The sequence below is a fragment of the Streptomyces sp. NPDC002588 genome, from assembly GCF_040295925.1.
GTDB lineage: Bacteria > Actinomycetota > Actinomycetes > Streptomycetales > Streptomycetaceae > Streptomyces.
Map to the genome: position 1 here is coordinate 1 of NZ_JBEOWF010000049.1, position 24,206 is coordinate 24,206.

A 24,206-nucleotide genomic window follows, 5' to 3' on the forward strand; every position below is an offset into this window, starting at 1 on the left:
CCTCTTTCGAACCTCGTCGTTCGCGCCAGAACCCGACCCGCGGATGAGGCCGAAGTTAGCTGTACCGACCGGTCCAGTCAATGATTCAGCATGCGGATTACCGCTCCAGCCGCACCCGAAAGCCGTCAGACCCCTGACATGAAGCCGACCACCCGCCACAGCTTCCACGAGGGGCATAATTCAGTACACTCAAATGGACAGGTCGGGCAGGCGATCAGGAGACGGCACATGACGACGGCGTACGCGTTCTCTTCGCAGCTCTACATCGACGGGCGCCGGACCGACGGCCGGTCGGACACCCCGATCCTCGTTCGCAATCCTGCGACCGAGGAGACGGTCACGGAAGTCCCGGGCTCGTCACCGGCAGACGTGCGGCAAGCCGTCGAGGCGGCCCGGCGCGCCTTCGACGAGGGCCCCTGGCCCCGGATGAAGCCGGCGGAGCGGGCCGCGGTCCTGCTGCGCATGGCCGAGGAGATGGAACGCCGGCTGCCCGAGCTCGTGGCGGTCAACATGGCCGAGGCGGGCTCGGTCCGGTCGCTGGCCGAGACCCTGCAGACCCGGGTCCCGGTGGCGCATCTGCGCGACATGGCGGAGCGGGTCATGCCGGCCTTCGCCTGGGAGCACCCGATGGACCCGACGATCACACCGGGTATCGGCGTCTTCCAAGGGGTGCTGCGCCGCGAGGCGTTCGGCGTGTGCGCCCTGATCTCCGCCTACAACTTCCCGTTCTTCCTCAGCATGATGAAGGTGATCCCGGCCCTCGCGGCGGGCTGCACCGCCGTACTGAAACCGGCGCCCGCGACTCCCCTGGAGTCCCTGCTGATCGGCGACTTCGCCGATGCCGCCGGCCTGCCGCCGGGTGTGCTCAACATCGTCACCGGTGACATCGAGGCGGGCCGGGAGCTGACCACGCACCCCATGGTGGACCTCGTCAGCTTCACCGGCTCGGACGCGGTGGGACGTGCGGTGTACGCGCAGGCCGCGGCCTCCCTGAAGAAGGCCGTCCTCGAACTCGGCGGCAAGTCCGCCAACATCGTCCGCGCCGACGGCGACCTCGCCGGCGCCGTGCGCTCCGCGCTCGCGGGCATCACCACCCACGCCGGACAGGGCTGTTCCCTGCTCACCCGCACCCTCGTGCACGCGTCCGTCCACGACGAGTTCGTCGACCGGCTGAACACGGCGCTCGACGCGGTCAGGGTCGGTGATCCGGCTGACGCGTCCACCACCATGGGTCCGTTGATCAGCGAGGCACAACGGGACAAGGTCGAGAAGCTGATCCGGGTCGGCGAGGAGGAGGGCGCGCGTCTCGTCCGCGGCGGAAGACGCCCCGCAGGACTCGATCGGGGCTACTTCGTCGAGCCCACCCTCTTCACCGGCGTCGACAACCGCATGGCCATCGCACGCACGGAGTTCTTCGGACCCGTGGGTGTCGTCATCCCGTTCCGCACGGACGAGGAGGCGGTACGGATGGCGAACGACAGCCCGTACGGCCTCGCCGGCGCGGTCTGGAGCGCCGACACCGTGGCCGCGTACGAGATGGCCTCCCGCATCCGGGCCGGCGGAGTCACGATCAACGGCGGCAGCGCCGGGGTGAACCCCAGGGCCGCGTTCGGCGGATACAAACAGAGCGGACTCGGCCGGGAGTGGGGGCGGTTCGGGCTCGACGAGTACCTGCAGACGAAGACCGTCAGCTGGGCCGCGCGCTGAGCGGCCGCCCCGTCCGGTCGGTGCGCACCGGTCACGGCCGGTCCGTTCGCGCCGCGAAGCGTCGCGCCACGTCGGCCACGTCGTGACGCCGCCGCAGCTTCGCCTGCGCCTCCAGCGCGAGCGCGTGGGCGAGGCTGGTGTCCTCTCCGGCCGCGAGCAGTCCGAGCGTCTCCGCGACGGCGCCGGGGTGCGCGGCGCGGATGAGACCGGCGATCTGACGCGCCCGGTCGAGCAGACTGCGGTGCGCCACGACTTCGGTCACCAGGCCCGCACGCAGCGCCTCTCGGGCATCGATCGGCTCGCCGGTCAGCATCATGCGGCGCGCGAGGCGCACGCCGACCGCTCGCGGCAGCAGCGCGCTCATCCCCCAGCCGGCGGTCAGCCCGATGGCGGCGTGGGTGTCCGCGAACCGGGCCCGGTCGGAGGCGATGAGGAACGAACACGACAACGCCAGCTCCAACGCGCCTGTGTAGCAGAGGCCGTTGACCACCCCGAGCACGGGCGTCCGGCACGCCCGCACCACCTCGGCGGGGTCGGTGCGCGCGCCCCGGGGGGAACCGGTGCCGTTGCCCAGCGCCTCCTTGAGGTCGATGCCGGCCGAGAACGCGGGATCGGTGCCCGTGAGGACGACCAGCCGGGTCTCCGCGTCCGCGTCGGCCGCCCGCACCGCCTCGATGAGCCCGCGTCGCATGGCGATCGTGAGTGCGTTGCGTGCCTGCGGCCGGGCCAGCGTCACCCACAGCACGCCGTCCGTCCAACGGCAGTCCAGTCCCTCGGCTCCGGTCTCGATCACCGTCGTTCAGACCGTGAGGACCATGGCCGAGCCCATGCCGCCGCCCGCGCACATGGCGGCGACCGCGGTCCCGCCGCCCCGGCGGCGCAGTTCGTGGGCGAGGGTGACGACCATGCGTGTGCCGGTGGTGGCGATCGGGTGGCCGAGGCTGCAGCCGCTGCCGTACGGGTTGACCCGCTCGGGGTCGAGGCCCAGTTCGCGGGTGGTGGCGACGGCGACCGCGGCGAAGGCCTCGTTGACCTCGAACAGATCGATGTCGTCGATGCCGAGCCCGGCACGGTCGAGGGCCTTGCGGATCGCGGCGATCGGCGCGAGCCCGGTCTCGACGGGGTCGACGCCCACGCTCGCCCAGGACCGTACGGTCGCGATGGGGGTGAGTCCGTGTGCGGCGGCCACGTCCGAGCCGGCGACGACGACCGCGGCCGCGCCGTCGTTGACGCCGCTGGAGTTGCCCGCCGTGATGGAGAAGCCCTCGATCTCGGGGTGCAGCACCTTCAGAGCGGCCAGCTTCTGCGCGCTGGTGTCCCGCCGTGGATGCTCGTCCGTGTCGAAGACCGAAGTGGCTCCGTCCCGGCCGGTGACCTCGACGGGCACGATCTCGTCGCCGAACCGCCCTTCGTCGATGGCCCGTACGGCCCGCTCGTGGGAGCGCAGCGCCCAGCCGTCCATCTCTTCTCGGGTGAGGCCGGTCAGCCGGGCCGTGTTCCAGCCGACGAGGACGGCCATGTCGTCGTTGGGCGCCTCGTAGGTCGGGACATGGGTCGGCGCCATCCAGGGGTCCTGCCAGTCGTCGGTGCCGGGGATCCGGCGCCGGGCCACCGGTGCCGTCGACGACGAGTGCGTCCCGCCCGCGATCACCGCACGGTCCATCCCGGCCCGCACGCTCGCGGCGGCGGTGGCCACGCTCGCGAGTCCGGAGGCGCAGTGCCGGTTGTGCGCCAGGCCGGGGACGTGCGTCAGCCCCGCCCGGAGCGCCGCGTACCGGGCGATGTCGCCGCCTCCCGCGAGGGATTCACCGAGGACGACGTCGTCGATCGTCTCGGGAGGCAGTCCACTGCGCCGCAGGGCCTCACGGACGACGGTCGTGGCGAGTTCGAAGGCGTCGGTGTCCCGAAGGGTTCCTCGGCGGGCGGTTCCGATCGCGGTTCGGCACGCGGAGAGAAGAACGGCATCAACCATGTAATTCAGAGTACTTAAATAAGAGAAGCAAGAACAGACTAGCCGCCTCTTCCGGCCAACACCTCGACCAGGCAAGGAATAGAGGATACCTTGTTCTGGTGAACTTCGAGCTCAGTGAGGAGCAGGAGATGCTGCGCGAGGCTTCGCGCGACCTGCTGTCGGACCGGGCCCCGATCGAGCATGTACGGACGTGGGCGGATCGGGACGAGGACGTCGACCCCGAGGTGTGGCGGCTGACGGCCGACCTCGGCTGGCCCGGTCTGGGGCTGCCCGAGGAGTACGGCGGCACCGGCCAGGGCCTGGTGGAACTCGCGCTCGTCGCCGAGGAGATGGGGCGAGCGCTCGGGCGGGGTCCGTTCGCGCCGACCGCGATGGTCGGACGGGCGCTCGCCGAGACCGGGCCGCCCGAGCTGCGGGCCGAGGTGCTGCCCGCGCTCGCCGCGGGATCGGGCTGGGCCACCTGGGCTTTCGCCGAGCCGCACGCGCCCTGGTCCCTCGACGGTGTCCGGGCCACCGCCCGAACCGACGGGGACGCGGTCGTCCTCGACGGGGTCAAGACCGCGGTGCAGGATGCGGGGGGCGCCCGCTGGCTGCTCGTCACGGCACGCCACGACGGCGTCCCGGCGTCCTTCCTCGTCGACCGTACGGCCCCCGGCGTCGCCGTACGCCGGCAGCAGGTCCTGGACCTGACCCGCTCGTTCCACGAGATCCGGTTCGAGGGCGTACGCGTCCCGCGCGAGCGCCGCCTGACGGCCGCCGGACCCGACGAGATCCAGCGGCTGCTCGACGAGGCGTCGGTGCTGCGCTGCGCAGACGCGCTCGGCGTGATGCAGCGCATGCTGGACCTCACGGTCGAACACACCAGGTCCCGGGTGCAGTTCGGGCGGCCGATCGGAACGTTCCAGGCCGTCAAACACGCGTGTTCCGACATGGCGATGCTCGTGCACGGCACCCGCGCGGCCACCTACTACGCGGCGATGGCCGCCGACGCGGGCACCGACGACGCCGCCCGCGCGGCCTGCGCCGCCGCCGCGTACACGGCGGCGGGGGCCGGCGAGGTGGCGGCCCGGGCGCTCCAACTGCACGGCGGCATCGGCTTCACCTGGGAGCACGACCTCCACCTCCATCTGCGCCGCGCCCGGACCGACAGCGTGCTGTACGGCGACGCCGCCGTGCACCGCGACCGGCTGTGCACCCTCCTGCGGCAGTCTCCCGTGTCCGCCTGAGCGACAAGATCCGAAAGGTTCCCGATGGAGATCAAGGGCAAGAAGGCCGTGGTGTTCGGCGGCGCCTCCGGCATGGGCCGGGCCACCGCCGAACTGCTCGCGGCCCGCGGCGCCGACGTCGCCGTACTGGACCGTCCGGCGTCGGCGGGGGCGGAGGTCGCCGCCTCGCTCGGCGGGAGCTTCCATCCCGTCGACGTGACCGACTTCGAGGCGACGCAGAGCGCGCTCGAGACCGCCGTGGACGCCCTCGGTGGCCTGCACGTGTCGGTCACCACCGCGGGCGGCGGCAGTGTACGCCGCACGCTCGGCAAGGACGGTCCGCACGACCTGGAGACCTTCCGCCGGGTGCTCGACCTGAACGCCGTCGCCACCTTCAACATCAGTCGGCTGGCCGCCGCGCACATGAGCCGCAACGAGCCGGAGGAGCCCGACGGTGAACGGGGGGTGATCGTCAACACGTCGTCGATCGCCGCGTTCGAGGGGCAGATCGGCCAGGTCGCCTACTCGGCGGCCAAGGCGGCGATCGCCGGGATGAGCCTCACCATGGCCCGCGACCTCGGCTCGCTCGGCATCCGCGTGGTCGCCATCGCGCCCAGTCTGTTCGAGACGGGCGCCACCGAGAAGATCCCCGCCGAGACGCGGGCCGCGCTGGTGAAGGACGCCGCGTTCCCCAGGCGGCTCGGCCGCCCCGAGGAGTACGCGAAGCTCGCCCTCGCCGTCGTCGACAACCCGATGCTGAACGGCCAGTGCCTCCGGCTCGACGCCGGCCAGCGATTCGGCCCGAAGTGAGGTTCTGATGCGGAACGACACCACAGAGCACCAGGGCAGGGTGGCCCTCGTCACCGGGGGTGGCCGGGGCTTCGGCAAGGCGTTCGGGGAGGCCCTTTCGGCTCTCGGCGCACATGTCGTGCTCGCCGACATCGACGGGGACGCCGCGGCCGAGGCGGCGGCGGACCTCACGGCGAAGGGCCTGAGCGCGACCGGAGTCGCCTGTGACGTGGCCGACGAGGCGCAGGTCGGCGAGGTCGTCGGCGAGATCGCCGAACACCACGGCGGACTCGACATCCTGGTCAACAACGCGGGCCTGCACGCCGCCTACAACAAGCCGTTCACCGAACTCGGCCTCACCAAGGTGCGACGAGTCCTCGACGTCAACGTCATGGGCACCGTCATCTGCTCACTCGCGGCGCACGAGGCCATGCGGGGACGGCCCGGTGCCGGCATCGTCAACATCTCGTCGTCGGCGGCCTATGCGAACCGGAGCATCTACGGCGTCTCCAAGCTCGCCGTACGGGGTCTGACAGTCGCCTTCGCCCGCGAGTTCGCCGCCGCGGGCATCCGGGTCAACGCGATCGCACCGGGCCTCATCTTCACCGACACCGTGCGGGCCCAGTTGTCCCCCGCCGAAGCGGACCGTGTCCTCGGGGAACAGATCCTGCGGCAGGAGGGCCAGGAGCAGGACATCGTCGAGGCGCTGCTGTTCCTGGTCTCGTCGAAGGCCTCCTTCGTCACCGGCGAAACCCTGCGTGTGACGGGCGGGTTCGCGCTCTCCGTCTGATCTCCGCAATGCCTGTGGCCGTGCCCCGCGACGTCGATCGCGGGGCGCGGCCACAGGCGTTGCGGCTGTCCTACACGGTCGCCGGCTGGGCCTCCGGCTGCTCGGCCAGTTCCTTCTTCTCGGAGGTGATCGCCTTCAGCAGCACGTACGGTGTGGCGATCTTCCAGAAGACGTACGCGATCGAGGGGATCAGGTACGCGAACAGTCCGTTCCAGGCGAGCGGGCCGCTCGTGTTGAGGAAGACGAAGGCGCCGGGGATCAGCAGCACTCCCAGCAGCATGCTGAGCCAGCCGTACCAGCGCGGAAAGACCGGCACCGCGCGGCGGTGGTCGATGAACGCCGCGTACCCGATCGACCAGACCTGCAGCACGAAGATGCAGGCGTTGCCCACGAACATGAGCCAGAAGGTGTCGGTCATCGCGGACAGGACGTCGGCGGAGTGGGCCTCCGGCCGCCAGGCCGCGGCGGCGAGGATCGCGAGCGGGAAGAAGAACCCGAGCGGGGCCACCACGCCCGTGGTGAGCTGGATCATGGAGAGCAGTCCCCAGCCGCCCTCGACCCGGCGCAGCTGCATGCTCGTCACGACGACGTACGGGTACTCGAACGGGACGAGCAGGACCATCAGGGCGACACAGGTGAGTATCCCTGTGCGGTGGTCCTTGAGGAACGTGACGATGTCGTCGGGGCTCTCCGTCGGACTCATCGGCGGGGTGAGGTGCCCCACCGCGAAGGCGGCGAAGAATCCCACGAACAGGATGACTCCGCACCACGCGGACACGCGTTGCAGTCTTATGTGGAGGTCTTGATTCATCTGCGGCTCCCTATTCTGCCGGCCGGTGTCTACCGGCCGATCTCGTGCCAGCCCACGAGGGTGTCGAGCAGCGGTCCCGCGCTCGACAGGTAGTCGCCGTATCCGCCCCGGAAGAACAGCAGCGGGGTCTTGGGCGACTCGACGCGCAGGTCACGGACCCGCCCGACGACCAACAAGTGATCACCGATCTCGACGACCTGCTCCACCCTGCAGTCGACCCACGCGACGACCCCGTCCAGCACGGGATTGCCCAGGTCGGACGGCCTCCAGGTCGTGCCCTCGAAGCGCTGTCCGGCCGGGCCGGTGGCGAGCTTCCGCGAGAGCCGTTCCTGGTTGCCCGCGAGCGAGTTGGCGCAGAAACGGCCGGCGGCGCGGATCGTTCGCAGGGTGGTGGAGGAGCGGTCCGCGAGGAAGGACACCAGGGGCGGGTCCAGCGACACGGATGTGAAGGTGCCGACGACCATGCCGTGCGGCCGCTGCTCGGCATCCGTCGTGGTGATCGCGACCACGGAGGTGGGGAAGTTGCCCAGGACGTCGCGGAACCGTCGGCCGTCGATCGCGTCGGTGTCCGCCGTCCGGGAGTGCGTCGCTCCCTCGCTCATATCAGGATGCGCATCGGCTCGGGCAGTTCCAGCCCCATCCGGGCCAGGGCGTTCGCGTGATAGGCCGAGCCGGGCACATGGATCATGTGCTGCAGACCCACATGCGCGTCCCGCCAGAACCGCTGCATCGGATTGCCCCGCCGGATCGCGTTGCCACCGGACCGCGCGAAGATCTCGTCCAGCGCGGAGACCGCCCGCCAGGCACACCGCACCTGATTGCGCCGCACATCCGCCCGGTCCTCCAGCGTGACCCGCTCACCCGCCTCCACCTGGTCGTACAACCGGCTGATCCCATCGATCAGCTGCACCCGCGACGCAGCGATCTCCGCCGCCGCCTCACCGGCCGCATACAGCACATACGGATCGTCACGCACCTGAACACCGGTCACCGCCACCCGGTCGCGCTGCTGCGCCAGATGGACGGCGAGCGCGCCCTCGCAGATGCCGACGACGGCCGCCGTGATCCCGAGCGGGAACATCGAGCTGAACGGCAGCCGGTACAGGGTGTCGGTGAGTCCGACGGCCTCCGCGGCCGTGCCCTCCTGGACCGATTCCTGCCGGATCACCCGGTGCTCGGGGATGAACGCCTTGTCCACGACGACATCCTTGCTGCCGGTCCCCGACAGCCCGATCACGTCCCACGTGCCGTCGACGATCTCGTAGTCCGAGCGCGGCAGGACGACGTGCAGCACGGTGATGGGGCCGGCGGGCCTGCCCTTGCCGTCCCCCAGCAGCGCGCCGAGGAAGTCCCAGCGGCAGTGGTCGCTGCCCGAGGAGAACGGCCAGCGTCCGCTGAGGACATAGCCGCCGTCCACCGGTTCGGCGATACCGTTCGGCATGTACGGCGAGGCGATCCAGGTGTCCGGATCGTCGTCCCAGACCTCATGGGCCAGCCGGGGATCCATCTGCGCCAGCTCCCACGGGTGCACCCCCACCACACCGCACACCCACCCCGCGGCCCCGTCATACCGCGCGACCGCCATCACCGCCTCCGCGAAATCCCGGGGGTGGGCGCCGAACCCCCCGAACTCCTTGGGCTGCAACAGCCGCACGACCCCCGCCGAACGCAGCAACTCCACCGTCCGGTCACTCAACTTGCCGAGTGACTCGTTCTCGTCGGCCAGCCCGGCCAGTTCGGCACCCAGCTCCTCGACACGACCGACCACCTCATGCGTCACGCCGCACACCTCCCGGTCACTGATCCCTCGCACATGCCGCGCGTCACCGGCGGCCGGACGGCCTCAGTGTCGGGGCGCGCGACCAGCACCCGCTGGGCGCTTTCCGCTGACCGGGACAGGGCGGCTTCAGTGCGTGACGCGGGGGCGCGGCGCTGTGGTGGAGCGGCCCTCGATGGCGGAGGGCCACACGCCGGCGCCGCGGGCGAGGTCGTCGAGGCGGTGTGCGACACCGTGGCGAACGCGATCGGAGGTGGCCTGATCTCGCCGGTGTGCGAGCAACGCGGCCGCGAACGCCATGTTCCACGGGGCGAACACGGCGGGTGTGACGTACCGTCCGGCGCGGCCGTACGCGAGGGGCTCGCGGGAGGTCAGGGTGCCGCTGCCCAGTCGGCCACGGTCGTGACGTCCGCCTGCTGGGGGAACACCTTCTCCGTGAGAACCCGGTGCACTTCCGGGTCGGCGTCGAGGCATGCGTCGGACAGCACGGCGAGGCCGTAGTCCAGGTCGGCCGCCTGGCGCAGCGTGGACAGCACGACGCCGCTGGTGGCGATGCCGGTGAGGACGAGGCGATCGATGCCACGGGCCCGCAGAACCATGTCGAGGTCGCTGCCGGCGAAGGCGCTGACGCGTCGCTTGGTGACGACGATGTCGCCGGGTTCGGGAGCCACGTCGGGATGGATCCGCGTCATCCGCTCGTCACCGGCCGGGGCCGCCGGTGCGCTCGCCAGCGCTCCGAACATCTTGTTCCGGGCGCTGACTTCCGGGTATCCGGGGCGGAACCCGACCACCACGTAGATCACGGGGATGCCGCCCGCCCGGGCGGCGTCGATCGCCTTGCGCAGGCGCGGAAGGTAGTCGGGGGCGGGGTAGCGGTCGACCACGACCTGCTGGACATCCATGACGAGAAGCGCTTGCTGGGGCACTGCCATCGTTCCTTCCACGCCGGAGCATAAGTCATCAAGTGATTACTTGGTAACGTAGCTCCGCCCCGGAGCGATGTCAACGAGTGATTACTTAGCGGCGGCCGGACGGGCCGGGCAACGCGAGGAAGGGGTCCGAGGTGGTGACGACGAGAGGAGCCGGTGTGCCGTCGGAGGACGTGCCGGATACGCCCGATCGAACCGATTCCCCCCTCGGCTCCCGGCCTGCCGGCAGACCACGGCGGCGGGACGCGGCGGCGACTCGTCAGGCGCTGCTCGAGGCCGCCCGCGGCCGGTTCACCCGCCTGGGGTACGACCGCACGACGCTGCGGGACGTCGCCGCCGACGCGGGGGTCAACCTGGCACTCATCAAACGGTACTTCGGCTCCAAAGAAGGCCTGTTCAAAGCGGCCCTGGCAACGGCACCCCGATTCCTCGGCGGCGAAGGCGGGTTCCCCGGCGACCCCGCCGCCCTGGCCGAGGCCCTCAGCCGTCAGCTGGCGGCCGGGGCATGGGCGGAGTTCGGCGAGCATCCCGTGCTGATGCTGTTGCGGGACTCCGGCGACGAGCAGGTGGACGAGCTGCGCCGGCACGCCCTCGAGGACTTCAGCCGCCAGGTGCTCGCGGCCTCGGGCGCCCGGTCGGCTCCGGAGGCCGAAAACCTCCTGCGAGCGCAACTCCTGGTCGCCCTGGGAGTCGGCGTCGCCGTCCTGCGCTCCACCGTCGGCCTTCAGCCCTTGGGCGAGGCGACGTCCGAGGACCTCCTCGGTCCACTCGGCGACATCGTCGCCGGCCTGCTCACGCCCCCGCGGTGAACCGGATGCGGTCCGCGAACCCCGCCGATCCCCACGGAAGCCTATAGAGTGCACTTTATTTGTCGGCCAGGGAAGGGTGGAGGTCGCCATGCGCATCGGTATGCCCTTGAGCTACAGCGGCGGTTTCAAGGAGACCGTCGCCGTCCTCCGTGACTACGAGAAGGCCGGGCTGGACATCGTCTTCGTCCCCGAGGCCTACTCCTTCGACGCGATCAGCCAGCTCGGCTTCATCGCCGCGCACACCGAACGTCTGGAGATCGCCTCCGGAATCCTCCAGATCTACACCCGCACCCCCACCCTGACGGCGATGACGGCGGCCGGCCTGGACTACGTCTCCGACGGCCGGTTCACCCTCGGCATCGGAGCCTCGGGACCGCAGGTGATCGAGGGCTTCCACGGGCAGCCGTTCACCGCTCCCCTGGCTCGCACCCGTGAGATCGTGGAGATCTGCCGGTCGGTCTGGCGCCGGGAGAAGGTCGTACACGAGGGCCGTCACTACCGGATCCCGCTCCCGCCCGACCAGGGCACCGGCCTGGGCAGACCGCTGAAGCTCATCAACAGCCCGGTGCGCGAACGCGTCCCGATCGTGCTGGCCGCCATCGGACCCAAGAACGTGGCCCTGGCGGCCGAGATCGCCGAGGGATGGATGCCGATGTTCTTCCACCCGGAGAAAGCGGACGGCGTGTGGGGCCCTGCGCTGGCCGAAGGATCCGCGGTGCGGGACCCTGCCCTCGGACCACTCGACGTCGTGGTCTCCCCGCCCCTGGCCATCGGCGAGGACGTCGACGACCTGATCGACCTCGCCCGGCCTCAACTCGCCCTGTACATCGGCGGCATGGGCGCACGGGGCCACAACTTCTACAACGACCTCGCCTGCCGCTACGGCTACGAGTCCGCCGCGGCCGCCGTCCAGGACCTGTACCTGTCCGGCCGCAGGGACGAGGCCGCGGCCGCCGTACCCGCCGACCTGCTGCGGGCGACCTCCCTGATCGGCCCCGCCTCCTATGTCGCCGAACGCCTCGCCGCCTTCCGGGCCGCCGGGGTCACCACTCTCCAGGTCCGCCCGCTGGCCCACACCACGGCACAGCGCCTGACCGACATCGAGAACCTCAGGACGATGGTCTCCTGAGCCGGCCCACGAACTCCGGCCGGCGCCGGGTACCGGCTGTTAGTGCCGCGGCAGGCAACGTTCGCCCCGTCGCGACGCCCGGCACGCTCCCCCACTCTCGACTTCGCTCGAGCGGGAGGGGCCCCCACCGCCGCACCGGGTGCAAGCCCAAGTACATCCAGTACGAGGGCTTCCACCCGGCACGCCGAGAGCACGCGCCGGACGCCGCTCCTTGACGGGCGAACGTTGCCTGCCGCGGCACTGGGGCGAAACATCTAGACCGGCTGGCGGGCCTGAGATGCCTCGGCCGCCAGTCCTCGCATCACATGTTCGAGGAGGGCGAGCAGCACCCCCTTCACCGACTCCCTGTCGCGGGCGTCGCACAGCACCAGAGGCACATCGGGATCGAGGTCGAGTGCGGTGCGGATCTCCTCCGCGTCCTCGTCGCACCGGCCGTCGAAGCAGTTCACGCCGACGGCGAACGGTATGCCGCGGTGTTCGAAGAAGTCGACGGACGGGAAGCAGCTCTCCAGCCGCCGCGCGTCGGCCAGTACGACCGCGCCGAGTGCGCCGCGCGACAGGTCGTCCCACATGAACCAGAAGCGGTCCTGCCCCGGGGCTCCGAAGAGGTAGACCACGAGCGCCGGACCGAGGGTGATCCGGCCGAAGTCCATGGCGACCGTCGTCGTGGTCTTCTGTTCCACGCCCGCCAGGTCGTCCACGCCGACACTGGCCTCGGTGATGAGCTCTTCGGTGCGCAGGGGCTCCGTCTCGCTGATCGCACCGACCAGGGTGGTCTTGCCGGCACCGAAGCCACCGGCGACGAGGATCTTGGCCGTCGCCGCGTCGGGCGAGAGTGCGTTGCGGCCGGGGTCAGATTCTGCGAATGCCATCGATCACTGCCTGGACGAAACGGGCGTCGGAGGATCCGACCGCGGAGGGCTGGGAGACGGAGACGAGCCGGTGGCCCAGGAGGTCGTCGAGGAGCACCCGGACCACCGCGACCGGCAGGTCGAGACGGGCGGCGACCTCCACCAGGGCCGTCGGTTCACGGCACAGTGCGAGCAGCCGGTTCTGTTCGGGCTGCAGCCGCTGGTCGCGCGTGGGCGGCCGGACGGTGCTGATCAGTGAGATCAGCTCGATGCCGGGGCGGACGGACGAGGTCCGGCCGCCCGTCACGGTGTAGGGGCGGACGAGCGGACCGGGGTCGTCGTCCGCCCAGGGGTCTTCCTCGGACCAGTGCCTCATCCATGCTCACCCGCGAACTGTCCACCGCTGTACTCGGGGAATCGCGGGGCGGCGCTGAGGAACTGACCCACCTGACGGACAAGCATCGTCATCTCGTAGCCGACGTTGCCCACGTCCACCGCCGAGGTGGCGAGCACCGCGAGCCGGGCACCGCCGCCCGCGGTGGTGACGAACAGGAACAGGTCGTCCATCTCGATGACGGTCTGCTGCACCCGGCCCCCGCCGAAGTGCCGACTGGTGCCCTGGGCCAGGGAATGGACACCCGAGGCGATGGCGGCGAGCTGCTCGGCGTCGGCTCGTTCGAGGGACTGCGAGGAACCGACCAGCAGACCGTCCTCCGACAGGACGATGGCGTGCAGGGTCTCGGGGATCCGTTCGATCAGGCTGTCCAAGAGCCAGGCCAGTCCGCCGTGCGTGCTGTTGATCGCTGTCATGGCGTGTTCCTTGTCGGACGGGGGCGTGCGGGCAGCGGGTGCCGCTCGGTCGGGGCCGAGGGCCAGACGGGTGCGGGGACCTCCTCCTGGGCCCGGGCCCGGCGGGTGCCGTCCCGGAGCGCGGCGAGCATCGAACGTGCCTGCTCCGGCCGACGTTCCACGGTCTCCCGGCCGCGACCGGGGTCCCCGTCCGGTTGCCCGGGCCGCTCCCTGAGCTGAGGCGCGAGGCTGGCCTGGCGCACGCGCCGCGGGAGGCGACCGGAACCATCCGCGCGGGGGCCCACGGAAGGAGCGGCCGTTCGGAAAGGTACGGCCTCGCGGAGGGGCCCGGTTTCGCGCAGCGGCGGGGCCGCCCGGGGAGGCACGGTTCCCGAGGAAGGCACGGCGGGGGCGGTGGGCGGCGCCGGAGCGGGAGGAGTCTGGGGACGCGGCGCCTTGCGGGTGCGCATCGGCATACCGCCGCTCGTGACACCCGCGCCCGCCGGGTGTGCGACAGAGGCCAGATGACGCTCCGCGCGGGCGTCCGACGCCGGCGGCGCGGTGGCGGTGACCGGTTCGGTGAGGCTCTGCGGGAGCACGACGACGGCGAGCGTTCCGCCGTACGACGAGGCTTGCAGAGTCGGTGTGATCCCGTGCCGCCGCGCGAGGTGACCGACGGTGAAAAGTCCGAGGCGAGGGTCTTCGCCCAGCGTGGAGAGGCTGAAGTCCTTCGGGTCGTGCAGCAGTTCGTTGGCCGCTTCGTACTCCGCCGCCGACAGGCCCAGGCCCCGGTCCTCCACCTCGATGGCGTATCCCTGGGCCACCGGCAGTGCCCGGACGCGTACCTCGGTGTGCGGTGGGGAGAAGATCACGCCGTTCTCGATCAGTTCGGCCATGAGGTGGATCGTGTCGCCGACCGCTGGACCGGCCACCGCTGTCGGTGGCATCGGTTCGACCACCACACGGGCGTAGTCCTCGATCTCGGACACCGCGCTGCGCAGGAGGTCCGCGAGCGGCACGGCCTGCTTCCAGCGGCGCCGCGGCGCAGCACCGGACAGGACCGTCAGGCTCTCCGCGTTGCGCCGCATCCGGGTGGCGAGATGGTCGACACGGTAGAGATCGGCGAGGAGCTGCGGATCCTGCTCCTTGCGTTCCATGCCGTCGATCACCGTGAGCTGACGGTGCACCAGGACCTGGATGCGGCGCGACATGTTGTGGAACACCTGGCGTGCTCCCTCACGCAGGGAGGCCTGCTCCAGCGCGACACTCACCGCGGTCCGCTGGGCGCTGTTGAAGGCTTCCGCGACCCTGCCCAGCTCATCGGACCCGTAGTCGAGTTCGGGCAGCCCGTCGAGCCCGGCCCGGCTGCCCTCGGTCCGCAGCCGGGCGATCAGCTCGGGCAGCCGGTCCTGGGCCAGTTCCAGGGTCGCCGCGCGCAGGCCGGCCATCCGGCCGATGAGCGATCGTGTGATGCGCCAGCACAGCACCGCGACCGCGAGCACCGCCACCAGGGCGAGCGCGCTGCCCACCAGCACCCTGTCGAGCAGCATGCGGTTCCGGTCCGCGGCGTTCTTGGTGACGGTGGGCAGGTACTGGTTCTGCACGTCCTGCACCTCGGCCGACACATGCCCCGGGGCGGCTGCCCGGGCGGTCGTGGCACGGGCGACTTCGACGGTGCCGTCATGCGGGGCCGCCGTGGTGAGAGCTTTCTCGTAGGCCGCCGTGGCAGCCCAGTCCCGGCCGCCCATGACCTTTTCCAGGGCAGCTCGTGAGTCCTCGGGCAGGTACGGCGCCACTTCGTCGGACAGGACTGAGACGCGGACGGCAGCGGCGCCCACCAGGTCGGTCCGCTCCTGGACCGTCAACCGGCCGGAGGCGGTGACACCGTCCAGGAGCGCCTCTTCCCGCGACAGCGCCTCCGTCGCCCGCATGAAGGCCAGAGCGTGGCCGGCTTCGGCCGCGGTGGCCCCGCTGCCGTTGTCCGTGCTCAGCATCCCGAAGAGATTCAGCACGGACGACACGGCCTTGGAGTAGACGTCATAGGCGTGCCGTCGGGTGGTCTTCCCGCCGTCGACCGCGGCCCGTTCGGCGGTCAGATCGTCGAGCCTCTTTCGCACGACGCCCAACTGGTCTTGGTATTGCGCCGACCCGTCGCCCGCGGAGGAGGAATCCGCCTTGTGGAAAGCGGCGAGCGCGAGATCGGTCCGGCGTCGCTGCGCGTCAAGGTCGGCACGGCTGCCGTCCGAGGAGAGAAAGCGGACCGTCAGCTGCCGTTCTTTCTGGAACATGCCGATGCCGGGCACCAGGGCGTAGGTGGTCTTCGCCGGATTCCCCTCCTCGCTAGCCTTGTGCCACTGGTCGAGCTGTACGGCCGCACCGGTGGCCCACAGCAGGATCATCGCCACCGCCGGAGCCACCGCGAGGGCGATCAGCGACGCCCGGATGCTGCGGCCACGGCCGGTGGTCGATCTCATCTGCACGGGCTTGAAGCGGTGTCGGCTCACTCCGTCCACCCGCATTTGACGGCAAGGCAGTTGAGGTGAGCTGCGGTGGGGAACGGGGGCACCGGCGATTTCCTTTCCGGGGTGGCGCTTTGACGCGTCGGAGCGATGGGCATGCGGGAGCGCACCGGCGCAGCCTGGGGAGTTGGTGGAACACGCCGGGAGACACGGGGAGAGAGGATCCGGATTACGGCAGAGTCCCCGCCTCGCCGCACAGCCGATTAGGTATGAAACCGAGCCGTCCGACCCGGGTCAAGAGACCCCGCAACAGAATCTGTTCATCCGTTTAGGACAACCAGTCCACTATGCGCGTAGAAAATGGCCACGCCCCCCGCCGGCTCACCCTGGCCACTAAGCCGTTTCAGCTGATTACACAGGGTGAAGCGGGATGGGCGGTGCGCTCCCCCGCCACCGGGAGGCCTCTGGCGGGCGTCGGGGCAGGGCCGGTCGGCACGATGTGAATGTGACCTAGATCACGACATGGTGCGGTCCCGGCGGGCGGCGCCGGGTGCGCTGCATGTACGTCGTCGCCGGCGTGCAGCCGGCGTACGGGATCAATCGTCCTGGACCGCCGCGCACAGGCCTCCGTCGACGACGAGGTCGATGCCGTTCACGAAGCTCGCCTCGTCCGACAGCAGGAACGCGGCCACGGCGGCCACCTCCTCGTACCGCCCGGTGCGGCCCAGCGGTGTGCTCCGGATGAGTTGTCGTACCGACTCGTGCCGCGCCGCCTCCAGTCGGGTCTCCGGGGTGTCGATCGCACCGGGCGACAGGGAGCACGCGCGAGCGCCCACCGGCCCGAGCCTGACGGCCTCGGCGCGAGCGAAGCGGTGCACTCCGTAGGTGGCCCACGGGTACGCCCACGCGGGATCCTCGACGGCCGGGCCGACCACCTCGCGGAGCAGGTCGAGGAATCCCTCCTGCGCCGGGTCGTCCAGGACTGCGGCGACCGCCGGGTCGGGGTCGATGTGCGCGATCAGCGGGGACACCGAGGCGCAGTACACGAAGGCCGTCCCGGCGGTCGCCAGAGGGCGGAGCGCCTCGGTGAGCAATGCGGCTCCGACGAGGTCGACCTCGATGATCCTGCGCCAGTCGGCCTCCTCCGGCGGGAGGTTCTCGGCATGCGCGACGGCCCGCAGTGTGCCGAGTTCACCGACCCGCCGGGCCAGCCGCTCGAGGTCCTCCCGGTCGGCGACATCCACGCCGAGCGGCTCGGCGACGGCCCTCTTGCCGGTGCCGGACAGCTCTTTCGCCACCGCGGCCGCGGCCGCTTCGTTCCGGTCGACGAGCAACAGCACGTCCACCATGTCGGCGAGGCGCCTCGCGCATGCCTCCCCCGTCCCGCGACCGGCACCGGTGGCAATACCTACCGTGGTCATGCGCCACTCCTCACTCGAAACCCTCCGCGCAGGACGAGTGTCCCGCGTGTACAGGTGTCCTGGCCCACCCGGACACACATGGGCCCACTTCTTAACGTACCGTTTGGTCCAGCAAACCAAGTGCTACCCCTGAGTCCACTTCCCCCGGATGCGCGGAACGCCGTCCGACGTGGTCGGGGGCGGTCTTGGCCGATACTTCGCCACGTCAAGCGGGGAGAGAAACCATGCCACGACCGCCGGGCCACGGACCGGGCTTCGAGGTCAGACGACAGAAGATCATCGATGTCGCGGCGGAGCTGTTCGCCCGGCAGGGATACGCAGCGACGTCCATCAACGACCTGGGCCGGGCGGTCGGGCTCGCCAAGGGAGCCCTGTACTACTACATCGGTTCCAAGGAAAACCTTCTCGTCGAGATCCAGTCGCGGGTGATGGGGCCCCTGCTGTCCCGGGCGCGGCAGATCGCGGAACTGGAGGGGGACCCTCTGCTGCGGCTGCGCCTGCTGTCGGAGTCACTGCTGACGATCATCTTCCGCAGGCTCGACCACATCTGGGTCTATGAGCACGACTACCGCAGTCTGAGCGGTCCGGAGTTGAAGACCCTGCTGGGCCAGCGTGCCGATTTCGAGCAGTTGATCTCGGGGCTGCTGGAGGAGGCCGTCGACCGGAGCACCTTCCGGGCGATGCCGCCGAGGCTGGCCACCCTGCAGTTCCTCAACCTCCACAACCACACCTATCAATGGGTCAATCCGGGCGGTCAGTGGGACGCGGCCTTCCTGGCCCGTGAGTACTGCGCGACGCTGTTCCGCGGATTCGGCGCGCCCGACCATGCCCTGCCCAAGGTCGAGGAGCAGGCCGAGGCGTTCAAGCGCGACCGGCCCGAACTGCCTCTGGACCCCGAGGCGGAATGGGGCACCGCCACCGGCTGACGGACGCGCGTGCGGTGCGGACACGCCCGCACGCGAAGCCCGCCAACCGGCGTGCCGGCACAGGGCGCCGACGCGTGCGCCCGTGGGCATCCGTCCGGCGTCGAGCGCCGCCGATCGACAGTCGGCCGGCCGGCACCGGGCCACGATCAACGGTGACCATCCGCAGTGGTTGCGCCTGCGGCTCTCCTGACTGATCGAATCTATTCCGCATCCTCATTCCAGGCTTGGGTGTCGTCCGCCCATCAGGGCCGCCACCGTCGGCAGCGGTCGAGGCGCGCTCCCGGACGGCGCCGCCGGGCCCGACGACGTGCGGCTTCGAGGCGTATCCCCTTGCGGCGGTGGAGCAGACCCGCCATGCCGACGGCGGCCCACGCCGGAAGGCTGTCACGCAGCAACAGCCAGGCCTCGCCCGCGCCGGATGCCAGAGGCTGTGCAACGTATTCCGATAGACGGCAATTACGTATACTCTTCTGCTCGCAGGCCGGATACTACACGGAGTGACCGCACGACATCGGCCTGCAGAGCCGCAGCATCTTCTCGCGAAGGAGCGGAGATGAGCGCACTGCCCGGTGGTGACGTCGTCTCAAGTCCGAGCATGGCGGGCAGAGGTCCGGCGATCGCTGTCACACAGTTCCCGGTCGTCGCTCGTCCCTTCCATCGAAACACCGAACTCCGCTCGGGCCGCTTCGCACTGAGCCGCCCGGCGAACCCGTTACCGCTCGGAAGGATCGGCTGACCCGCTCCGGAGGAGCGGACCACCCCGATCGCCGGTCATGAGGGCCTTGCCACGTCGGGGCAGGGTTGCCGCAGCATGCCGCAGCGCCTGGCTCACATGCCGTTGGACATCGGTCTGCGGCTCTCTCTTCACCTTCTCAGGCGGCAGCGCAGCCGTGGCTCCGAGCCGCTGCGCCGCCGATCACTGATCGCTGATCGCAGCGAGTGCCGGGCACTCGCCGACACTTTGGAAGCAAACATGATTGAGTCGGTCAGACGAGTCTTCTCCTCACCCCGGTCACGGGCATCGGTCGCTCTGATGTCAACCGCGGTCCTGCTCGCGGGATGCTCGGACGACGGTGGTGGCGCCACCACCGCGAACAGCACCGCGATACCGACCGCGCTGACGAGCGCGTTCCCGGGCACGAAAGCCACCGGCGAGCCGGTCAGGATCGGCCTGATCACCAACGAGGGCGGCGCCGCCACCAGTCAGCCCGAGAACAGGGAGGCGGCCGAGGCGGCCCGGAAGTACGCCAACGACAACCTCGGCGGGATCGCGGGCAGACCGATCACCTTCGTGATCTGCAAGACCAAGGAGGAGCCGGCGACCGCACGGGACTGCGCGAACCAGATGGTCGAGCAGAAGGTCGACGCCGTCGTGCTGACGAGCAGCGGTCTGGGTGACTCCATGGTGCCGATCGTGACCCAGGCGGGCATCCCCTGGACGACCGCTGTGGGCGCCAGCAACGCGGAGGCCACCAGTGCCGACTCCTTCTCCTGGACGGGCGGGTTCCCGGCGAACATGACGGCGATGGCCTCGTACTCGAAGGAGAAGGGGTACAAGAAGGTCGCCGCGTTCGTGATCGACGTGCCGGCCGCGGTCAGCGGTATGCAGGCCATCGGCAAGCCGTTCTTCGCCAAGGCCGGCATCGACCTGCAGATCGTGACGATAGCGGCGGGCACGCCGGACGCGTCGCCTCAGGTGAGTGCCGCGCTGCAGAAGAAGCCCGATGCCGTCGCCGTCATCGGCGAGTCGACCGTGTGCACCTCCGTGCTCCAGGCGATGGGCACACTCGGCGGCGACACCCCGCGGGAGGTCGTCCAGTCGTGTGTGGCCCCTGAGGTCATCGAAGCCGTGGGCGCGGGCATGGACGGCGCGCAGGTGTTCAGCGGCTTCGACACGGCCAGTGACGACATCGAGGCCCAGCTCTACCGGCAGGTGATGAAGCGGTACAGCCCCGACACACCGACCCAGGGGTACGCGGCGGTCGGGTACCAGGGTGTGCTCGGTCTCGTCCGGGCGCTGCACGGTCTGACCGGGGAGGTCACACCGAAGACGATCGCCGCGGCCCTGCGCTCGGCCAAGGACGTGCCGCTGCCCGCGGGCCACGGCTCCACGTTCACCTGTGACTCCTCGGCGGTGCCGGGCATGAAGGCGGCCTGCTCGGCGAAGGTGGTCACCGGCACGATGTCCGGCGGCAAGCTGGACGAGGTGCGGGTCATCGATCCCAGTCCGTTGTTCGCGCGGTAGCCGGAACAACCGGAAGGAACGGTCTCGCCGATGAGCCAGTATGTCGTGTTCCTGTTGCTGGGACTGGGGAGTGGGGCGGTGTTCGGCGCGCTCGCGCTGGCGCTGGCGCTGACCTACCGCAGTTCCGGAGTGGTCAACTTCGCGACCGGGGCGACCGCGCTGTACAGCGCCTACACCTACGCGTTCCTGCGCCAGGGTGAGTTGCTGGTGCCGATACCGGGACTGCCGACGACCGTCGGGCTCGGCGGACCGCTCGGGCTGGTCCCGGCGCTGGTGATCTCGCTGGTGCTCGCCGCGGTGTCGGGGATGGTGCTGTACGGGCTGGTCTTCCGGCAGTTGCGGTCGGCACCGCCGGTGGCGAAAGCCGTCGCCTCGATCGGGGTGATGCTCGTGATCCAGGCCGTGCTCGCCGCACGGGTGGGCACCGCGGCGATGTCGGTCAAGGCCATCCTGCCGAACGACCCGGTCGATTGGGGCGGTTCGCGTATCCCCGGCGACCGGCTGTGGTTCGCGGCGGTCATCGTCGTCCTGACCGTCGCGCTGGCGCTGGTGTTCCGGCTGACCCGGTTCGGCCTGGCGGCCAGGGCGGTGGCGGAGTCGGAGAAGGGTGCACTGGTCAGCGGGTTGTCACCGGAGCGGATCGCGGTGGCGAACTGGGCGCTGAGTTCGGCCATCGCCGGTCTGTCCGGCATCCTGATCGCACCGATCGTGCCCCTGGTCCCCATTTCGTACACCCTGTTCATCGTGCCGGCCCTGGCCGCGGCGCTGGTCGGCAACTTCACCGCGCTGGTCCCCGCGGTGGGAGCCGGCCTGGTCATCGGGATGCTGCAGTCGGAACTGCAGTTCCTCCAGGGAAAGTGGTCATGGCTGCCCCAGACCGGCCTGGCGCAACTGGTGCCGCTGGCAGTGATCCTGGCCTATCTCGTGGTCCGCGGGAGGCCGCTGCCCACCCGCGGCGCGCTGATCCAGCAGGCCTTGGGCCGTGCACCGCGGCCCGACCGCGTCCTGGTACCGGCGGTCGTGAGCACGGGCCTGGGCGTCGTCGTTCTCCTCGCCACCCAGGGAAGCATCCGCGCCGCGGTGATCACGTCACTGACCCTGGCGGTGATCTCGCTGTCGCTGGTGGTCGTCACCGGGTTCGCCGGCCAGGTCTCGCTGGCCCAGCTGACCTTGGCCGGGGTCGGTGCGTTCAGCCTCAGCAGACTGAGTGCGGAGTGGGGGGTCCCCTTCCCGTTCGCCCCGCTGCTGGCGGCCTCTGCGGCCATGGTGATCGGCGTCGTGATCGGGCTCCCCGCCCTGCGGATCCGCGGTCTGCCGGCCGCGGTGGTCACGGTCGCCCTGGCGGTGGCTCTCGAGGCCTTCTGGTTCCGCAACACCGAACTCAACGGCGGCCTGGACGGCTCGAAGATCCCTCCACCGCACCTGTTCGGGATCGACCTCGGCATCGGTGCGGGCGAGGACTATCCACGCATCCCGTTCGCACTGCTGTGTCTGGTGGTGCTGTTGCTGGTCGGCCTGGGCGTTGCGTGGCTGCGCCGCAGCCGGCTCGGTGCGGCGATGCTGGCCGTGCGCGCCAACGAACGGTCGGCCGCCGCGGCGGGTATCGACGTCGCCCGTACGAAGATCGTCGCCTTCGCGATCGGAGCGTTCATCGCCGGGCTCGGGGGTGCGCTGTTGGGCTACCAGCAGTCCGTCGCCGACGCCGAGATGTTCACCGCGATCGGCGGCCTGGGCTTGTTCGCCACCGCGTACCTGGCGGGCATCACCGCCCTGTCCGGCGGCATCGTGGCCGGGGTGATGGGGGCCGGGGGTCTGCTGCCCGTCCTGCTGGACCGGGCCCTGTCCATGGGCGAGTGGTACGGCGTGGTCATGGGCGTCGGCCTGGTGCTCACCGTGATCACGAACCCTGAAGGCATCGTCGGTCCGGCGCACGAACTGATGGACCGGCTGCGGCGGAGGAGCCGGCCCGCCACCGACGCCGTCGACGACCAGGACGCCGAGGCCCTTGCCGGGGCGGCACCGCCCGGCCGCCCGCCGGTTCCCGATCCGGGCGACGTGGTGCTGTCGGTGCGCGATGTCTCGGTGCGTTACGGCGGTGTGGTGGCCGTCGACTCGGTGTCCTTCGACGTGCGCTCGGGTGAGATCGTCGGCGTGATCGGCCCGAACGGTGCCGGGAAGACCACTCTGCTCGACGCGATCAGCGGATACAACCGCTGTGCGGGAACGGTCGAGTTCGACGGGCGGCCGATCTCGTCGCTGAAGCCGCACCGGCGGAGCCGGGCGGGCCTCGGGCGCACCTTCCAGGGCATCGAGCTCTACGAGGACCTCAGCGTGGAGGAGAACGTGCTGGTCGGGGAGGCCGCGGCCCGGCACGGCGGCGACCATGTCGGCAGCATGCAGGGGCTGGATCTACGGAACCGGTTGTTCGAGACGTTGCACCTGAGCCGGTTCCGGGCCCAGTCCGCGCGTGAACTGTCCCAGGGAAGGCGGCAGTTGGTGTCGATCGCGCGCGCCCTCGCCGGGCGTCCCCGGATGCTTCTCCTCGACGAGCCCGCGGCCGGCCTGGACAGCTCCGAGAGCCGGTGGCTGGGCGACCGCCTGCGGGCCGTGCGGGCCGACGGTGTGACGATACTGCTGATCGACCACGACATGGGGCTGGTGCTCGAGGTGTGCGACCGGATCGTCGTGCTGGACATCGGGAAGGTGCTCGCTGAGGGAACCCCCGCCGAGATCAAGGCCGATCCGCGGGTCGCCACCGCCTACCTGGGTGCGGCCCAGGTCGATGCGCGCGAAGTACCCGGGGAGGTCGTCCAGTGACCGGGCGGGAACTACTGACATGTGAGGGCGTGGACGCGGGCTACGCCAAGGGACGGCCCGTGGTGCGCGCGTTCGACCTGAGGCTGCTCCCCGGCGAGATCACCGCTTTGCTGGGGCCCAACGGCGCCGGGAAGACCACCTTGTTGATGACCCTGGCGGGCCTGCTGCCACGCCTGGGCGGGTCGGTCACGCTTGACGGCCGGCAGATCCACGGTGGGCGGGCGCGAGAGGCCGCCCGGACGGGAATGGTCCTCGTACCCGACGACCGGTCGCTGTTCACCCAGCTGACCGTACGGGACAACCTGACGCTCGCCCGACGGCGCCACGGCAGCACCGTGGACCGGGTGCTCGACTACTTCCCGGCGCTGGGAAAGCGGCTGAGGGTCGCGGCCGGCATGCTCTCCGGCGGAGAACAGCAGATGCTCGCCCTGGGCCGTGCCATGATCCAGGATCCGCGGGTGCTGCTCATCGACGAACTCAGCATGGGGCTGGCGCCGGTCATCGTCGAGGAGCTGCTGCCGATCGTCCGGCAGATCGCCGAAGGCACCGGCACTGCGGTCGTACTCGTCGAGCAACATGTCCGGCTGGTACTGGAGTTGGCGGACCGGGCGGTGGTCCTCGTGCACGGTGACACCGTACTGAGCGGGTCCGCCGCGAGGCTCGCGGCGGACCCTGGGCTGCTGGAGCGGGCGTATCTCGGCGAGCGGGCGCCGGAGCCCGCTTCGTGACCGGCGATGAGGATGCTCGAGGGCGACCAGGCCCCCTCCGCCTGGTCGCCCC

Annotated in this window: 21 protein-coding genes; 10 read left to right on the top strand and 11 right to left on the bottom strand. The window is 70.5% G+C overall.

All coding sequences use genetic code 11. The features are described 5' to 3' along the window. Positions 1-228: 228 nt before the first annotated feature. Entirely contained in the window at positions 229-1,707 is a 1,479-nt protein-coding gene (locus ABT057_RS39765; protein WP_352348804.1) for an aldehyde dehydrogenase family protein, read from the top strand. 31 nt (positions 1,708-1,738) lie between these two features. On the opposite strand, the gene ABT057_RS39770 is transcribed toward ABT057_RS39765, so the two are convergent. Beyond that, entirely contained in the window at positions 1,739-2,500 is a 762-nt protein-coding gene (locus ABT057_RS39770; protein ID WP_352348805.1) for an enoyl-CoA hydratase, read from the bottom strand. Positions 2,501-2,506: 6 nt separating this feature from the next. After that, a complete protein-coding gene (locus ABT057_RS39775; protein ID WP_352348806.1) occupies positions 2,507-3,679 on the bottom strand; it encodes a thiolase family protein in 1,173 nt (390 codons plus the stop codon). Between the two features lie 98 nt (positions 3,680-3,777). Between ABT057_RS39775 and ABT057_RS39780 the strand changes: the two genes are divergently transcribed. Genes ABT057_RS39780 through ABT057_RS39790 form a run of 3 tightly spaced genes read left to right on the top strand, consistent with a single transcriptional unit; the run spans position 3,778 to position 6,463 of the window. After that, a complete protein-coding gene (locus tag ABT057_RS39780; RefSeq protein ID WP_352348807.1) occupies positions 3,778-4,905 on the top strand; it encodes an acyl-CoA dehydrogenase family protein in 1,128 nt (375 codons plus the stop codon). A 24-nt stretch (positions 4,906-4,929) separates the two neighbouring features. Next, positions 4,930-5,694, top strand: coding sequence for an SDR family NAD(P)-dependent oxidoreductase (locus ABT057_RS39785; RefSeq protein ID WP_352348808.1), 765 nt, complete (start codon positions 4,930-4,932; stop codon positions 5,692-5,694). A 7-nt stretch (positions 5,695-5,701) separates the two neighbouring features. Then, positions 5,702-6,463 carry an SDR family NAD(P)-dependent oxidoreductase gene (locus tag ABT057_RS39790; protein ID WP_352348809.1) on the top strand — a complete coding sequence of 254 codons (762 nt, stop codon included), beginning with the start codon at positions 5,702-5,704 and terminating at the stop codon, positions 6,461-6,463. A gap of 70 nt (positions 6,464-6,533) precedes the next feature. Here ABT057_RS39790 and ABT057_RS39795 read toward each other — a convergent pair whose 3' ends face one another. From ABT057_RS39795 to ABT057_RS39810, 4 genes are all read right to left on the bottom strand, one after another. Beyond that, a complete protein-coding gene (locus ABT057_RS39795) occupies positions 6,534-7,274 on the bottom strand; it encodes a hypothetical protein (protein WP_352348810.1) in 741 nt (246 codons plus the stop codon). A gap of 29 nt (positions 7,275-7,303) precedes the next feature. Continuing rightward, a complete protein-coding gene (locus tag ABT057_RS39800; protein WP_352348811.1) occupies positions 7,304-7,876 on the bottom strand; it encodes a flavin reductase family protein in 573 nt (190 codons plus the stop codon). Continuing rightward, complete coding sequence (locus tag ABT057_RS39805; protein WP_352348812.1) at positions 7,873-9,054, bottom strand: acyl-CoA dehydrogenase family protein; 1,182 nt, start codon at positions 9,052-9,054, stop codon at positions 7,873-7,875. The genes ABT057_RS39800 and ABT057_RS39805 overlap by 4 nt, the downstream gene beginning before the upstream one ends. A 368-nt stretch (positions 9,055-9,422) precedes the next feature. Then, positions 9,423-9,977, bottom strand: a complete 555-nt coding sequence (locus ABT057_RS39810; protein WP_352348813.1) for a cysteine hydrolase family protein — start codon at positions 9,975-9,977, stop codon at positions 9,423-9,425. 140 nt (positions 9,978-10,117) lie between these two features. Here ABT057_RS39810 and ABT057_RS39815 point away from each other — a divergent pair, with 140 nt between their 5' ends. Both ABT057_RS39815 and ABT057_RS39820 read left to right on the top strand, forming a co-directional pair. Further along, positions 10,118-10,789 (top strand): TetR/AcrR family transcriptional regulator, encoded by a 672-nt coding sequence (locus ABT057_RS39815; RefSeq protein ID WP_352348814.1) that lies wholly within the window; start codon positions 10,118-10,120, stop codon positions 10,787-10,789. An 88-nt stretch (positions 10,790-10,877) separates the two neighbouring features. Continuing rightward, entirely contained in the window at positions 10,878-11,918 is a 1,041-nt protein-coding gene (locus ABT057_RS39820) for an LLM class F420-dependent oxidoreductase (protein WP_352348815.1), read from the top strand. Between the two features lie 254 nt (positions 11,919-12,172). On the opposite strand, the gene ABT057_RS39825 is transcribed toward ABT057_RS39820, so the two are convergent. The 5 genes from ABT057_RS39825 to ABT057_RS39845 form a co-directional block, all read right to left on the bottom strand. Next, positions 12,173-12,790 carry a GTP-binding protein gene (locus ABT057_RS39825; protein WP_352348816.1) on the bottom strand — a complete coding sequence of 206 codons (618 nt, stop codon included), beginning with the start codon at positions 12,788-12,790 and terminating at the stop codon, positions 12,173-12,175. Then, entirely contained in the window at positions 12,771-13,145 is a 375-nt protein-coding gene (locus ABT057_RS39830; protein WP_352348817.1) for a DUF742 domain-containing protein, read from the bottom strand. Before ABT057_RS39830 ends, ABT057_RS39825 begins: the two co-directional genes overlap by 20 nt. Next, positions 13,142-13,579 carry a roadblock/LC7 domain-containing protein gene (locus ABT057_RS39835; RefSeq protein WP_352348818.1) on the bottom strand — a complete coding sequence of 146 codons (438 nt, stop codon included), beginning with the start codon at positions 13,577-13,579 and terminating at the stop codon, positions 13,142-13,144. The genes ABT057_RS39830 and ABT057_RS39835 overlap by 4 nt, the downstream gene beginning before the upstream one ends. Continuing rightward, complete coding sequence (locus tag ABT057_RS39840; protein WP_352348819.1) at positions 13,576-16,032, bottom strand: sensor histidine kinase; 2,457 nt, start codon at positions 16,030-16,032, stop codon at positions 13,576-13,578. The genes ABT057_RS39835 and ABT057_RS39840 overlap by 4 nt, the downstream gene beginning before the upstream one ends. Positions 16,033-16,613: 581 nt before the next feature. Then, entirely contained in the window at positions 16,614-17,438 is an 825-nt protein-coding gene (locus ABT057_RS39845; protein WP_352348820.1) for an SDR family oxidoreductase, read from the bottom strand. Positions 17,439-17,662: 224 nt separating this feature from the next. Between ABT057_RS39845 and ABT057_RS39850 the strand changes: the two genes are divergently transcribed. From ABT057_RS39850 to ABT057_RS39865, 4 genes are all read left to right on the top strand, one after another. Beyond that, the gene (locus ABT057_RS39850; protein WP_352348821.1) at positions 17,663-18,364 is read left to right on the top strand and encodes a TetR/AcrR family transcriptional regulator; all 702 of its coding nucleotides are present in this window, start codon (positions 17,663-17,665) and stop codon (positions 18,362-18,364) included. Between the two features lie 1,033 nt (positions 18,365-19,397). Then, on the top strand, positions 19,398-20,609 hold the full coding sequence (locus ABT057_RS39855) for an ABC transporter substrate-binding protein (protein WP_352348822.1): 1,212 nt from the start codon (positions 19,398-19,400) through the stop codon (positions 20,607-20,609). A gap of 30 nt (positions 20,610-20,639) precedes the next feature. After that, positions 20,640-23,426, top strand: a complete 2,787-nt coding sequence (locus tag ABT057_RS39860) for an ABC transporter permease subunit (protein WP_352348823.1) — start codon at positions 20,640-20,642, stop codon at positions 23,424-23,426. Beyond that, positions 23,423-24,154, top strand: a complete 732-nt coding sequence (locus tag ABT057_RS39865) for an ABC transporter ATP-binding protein (protein ID WP_352348824.1) — start codon at positions 23,423-23,425, stop codon at positions 24,152-24,154. Before ABT057_RS39860 ends, ABT057_RS39865 begins: the two co-directional genes overlap by 4 nt. The last annotated feature ends 52 nt before the right edge of the window (positions 24,155-24,206 follow it).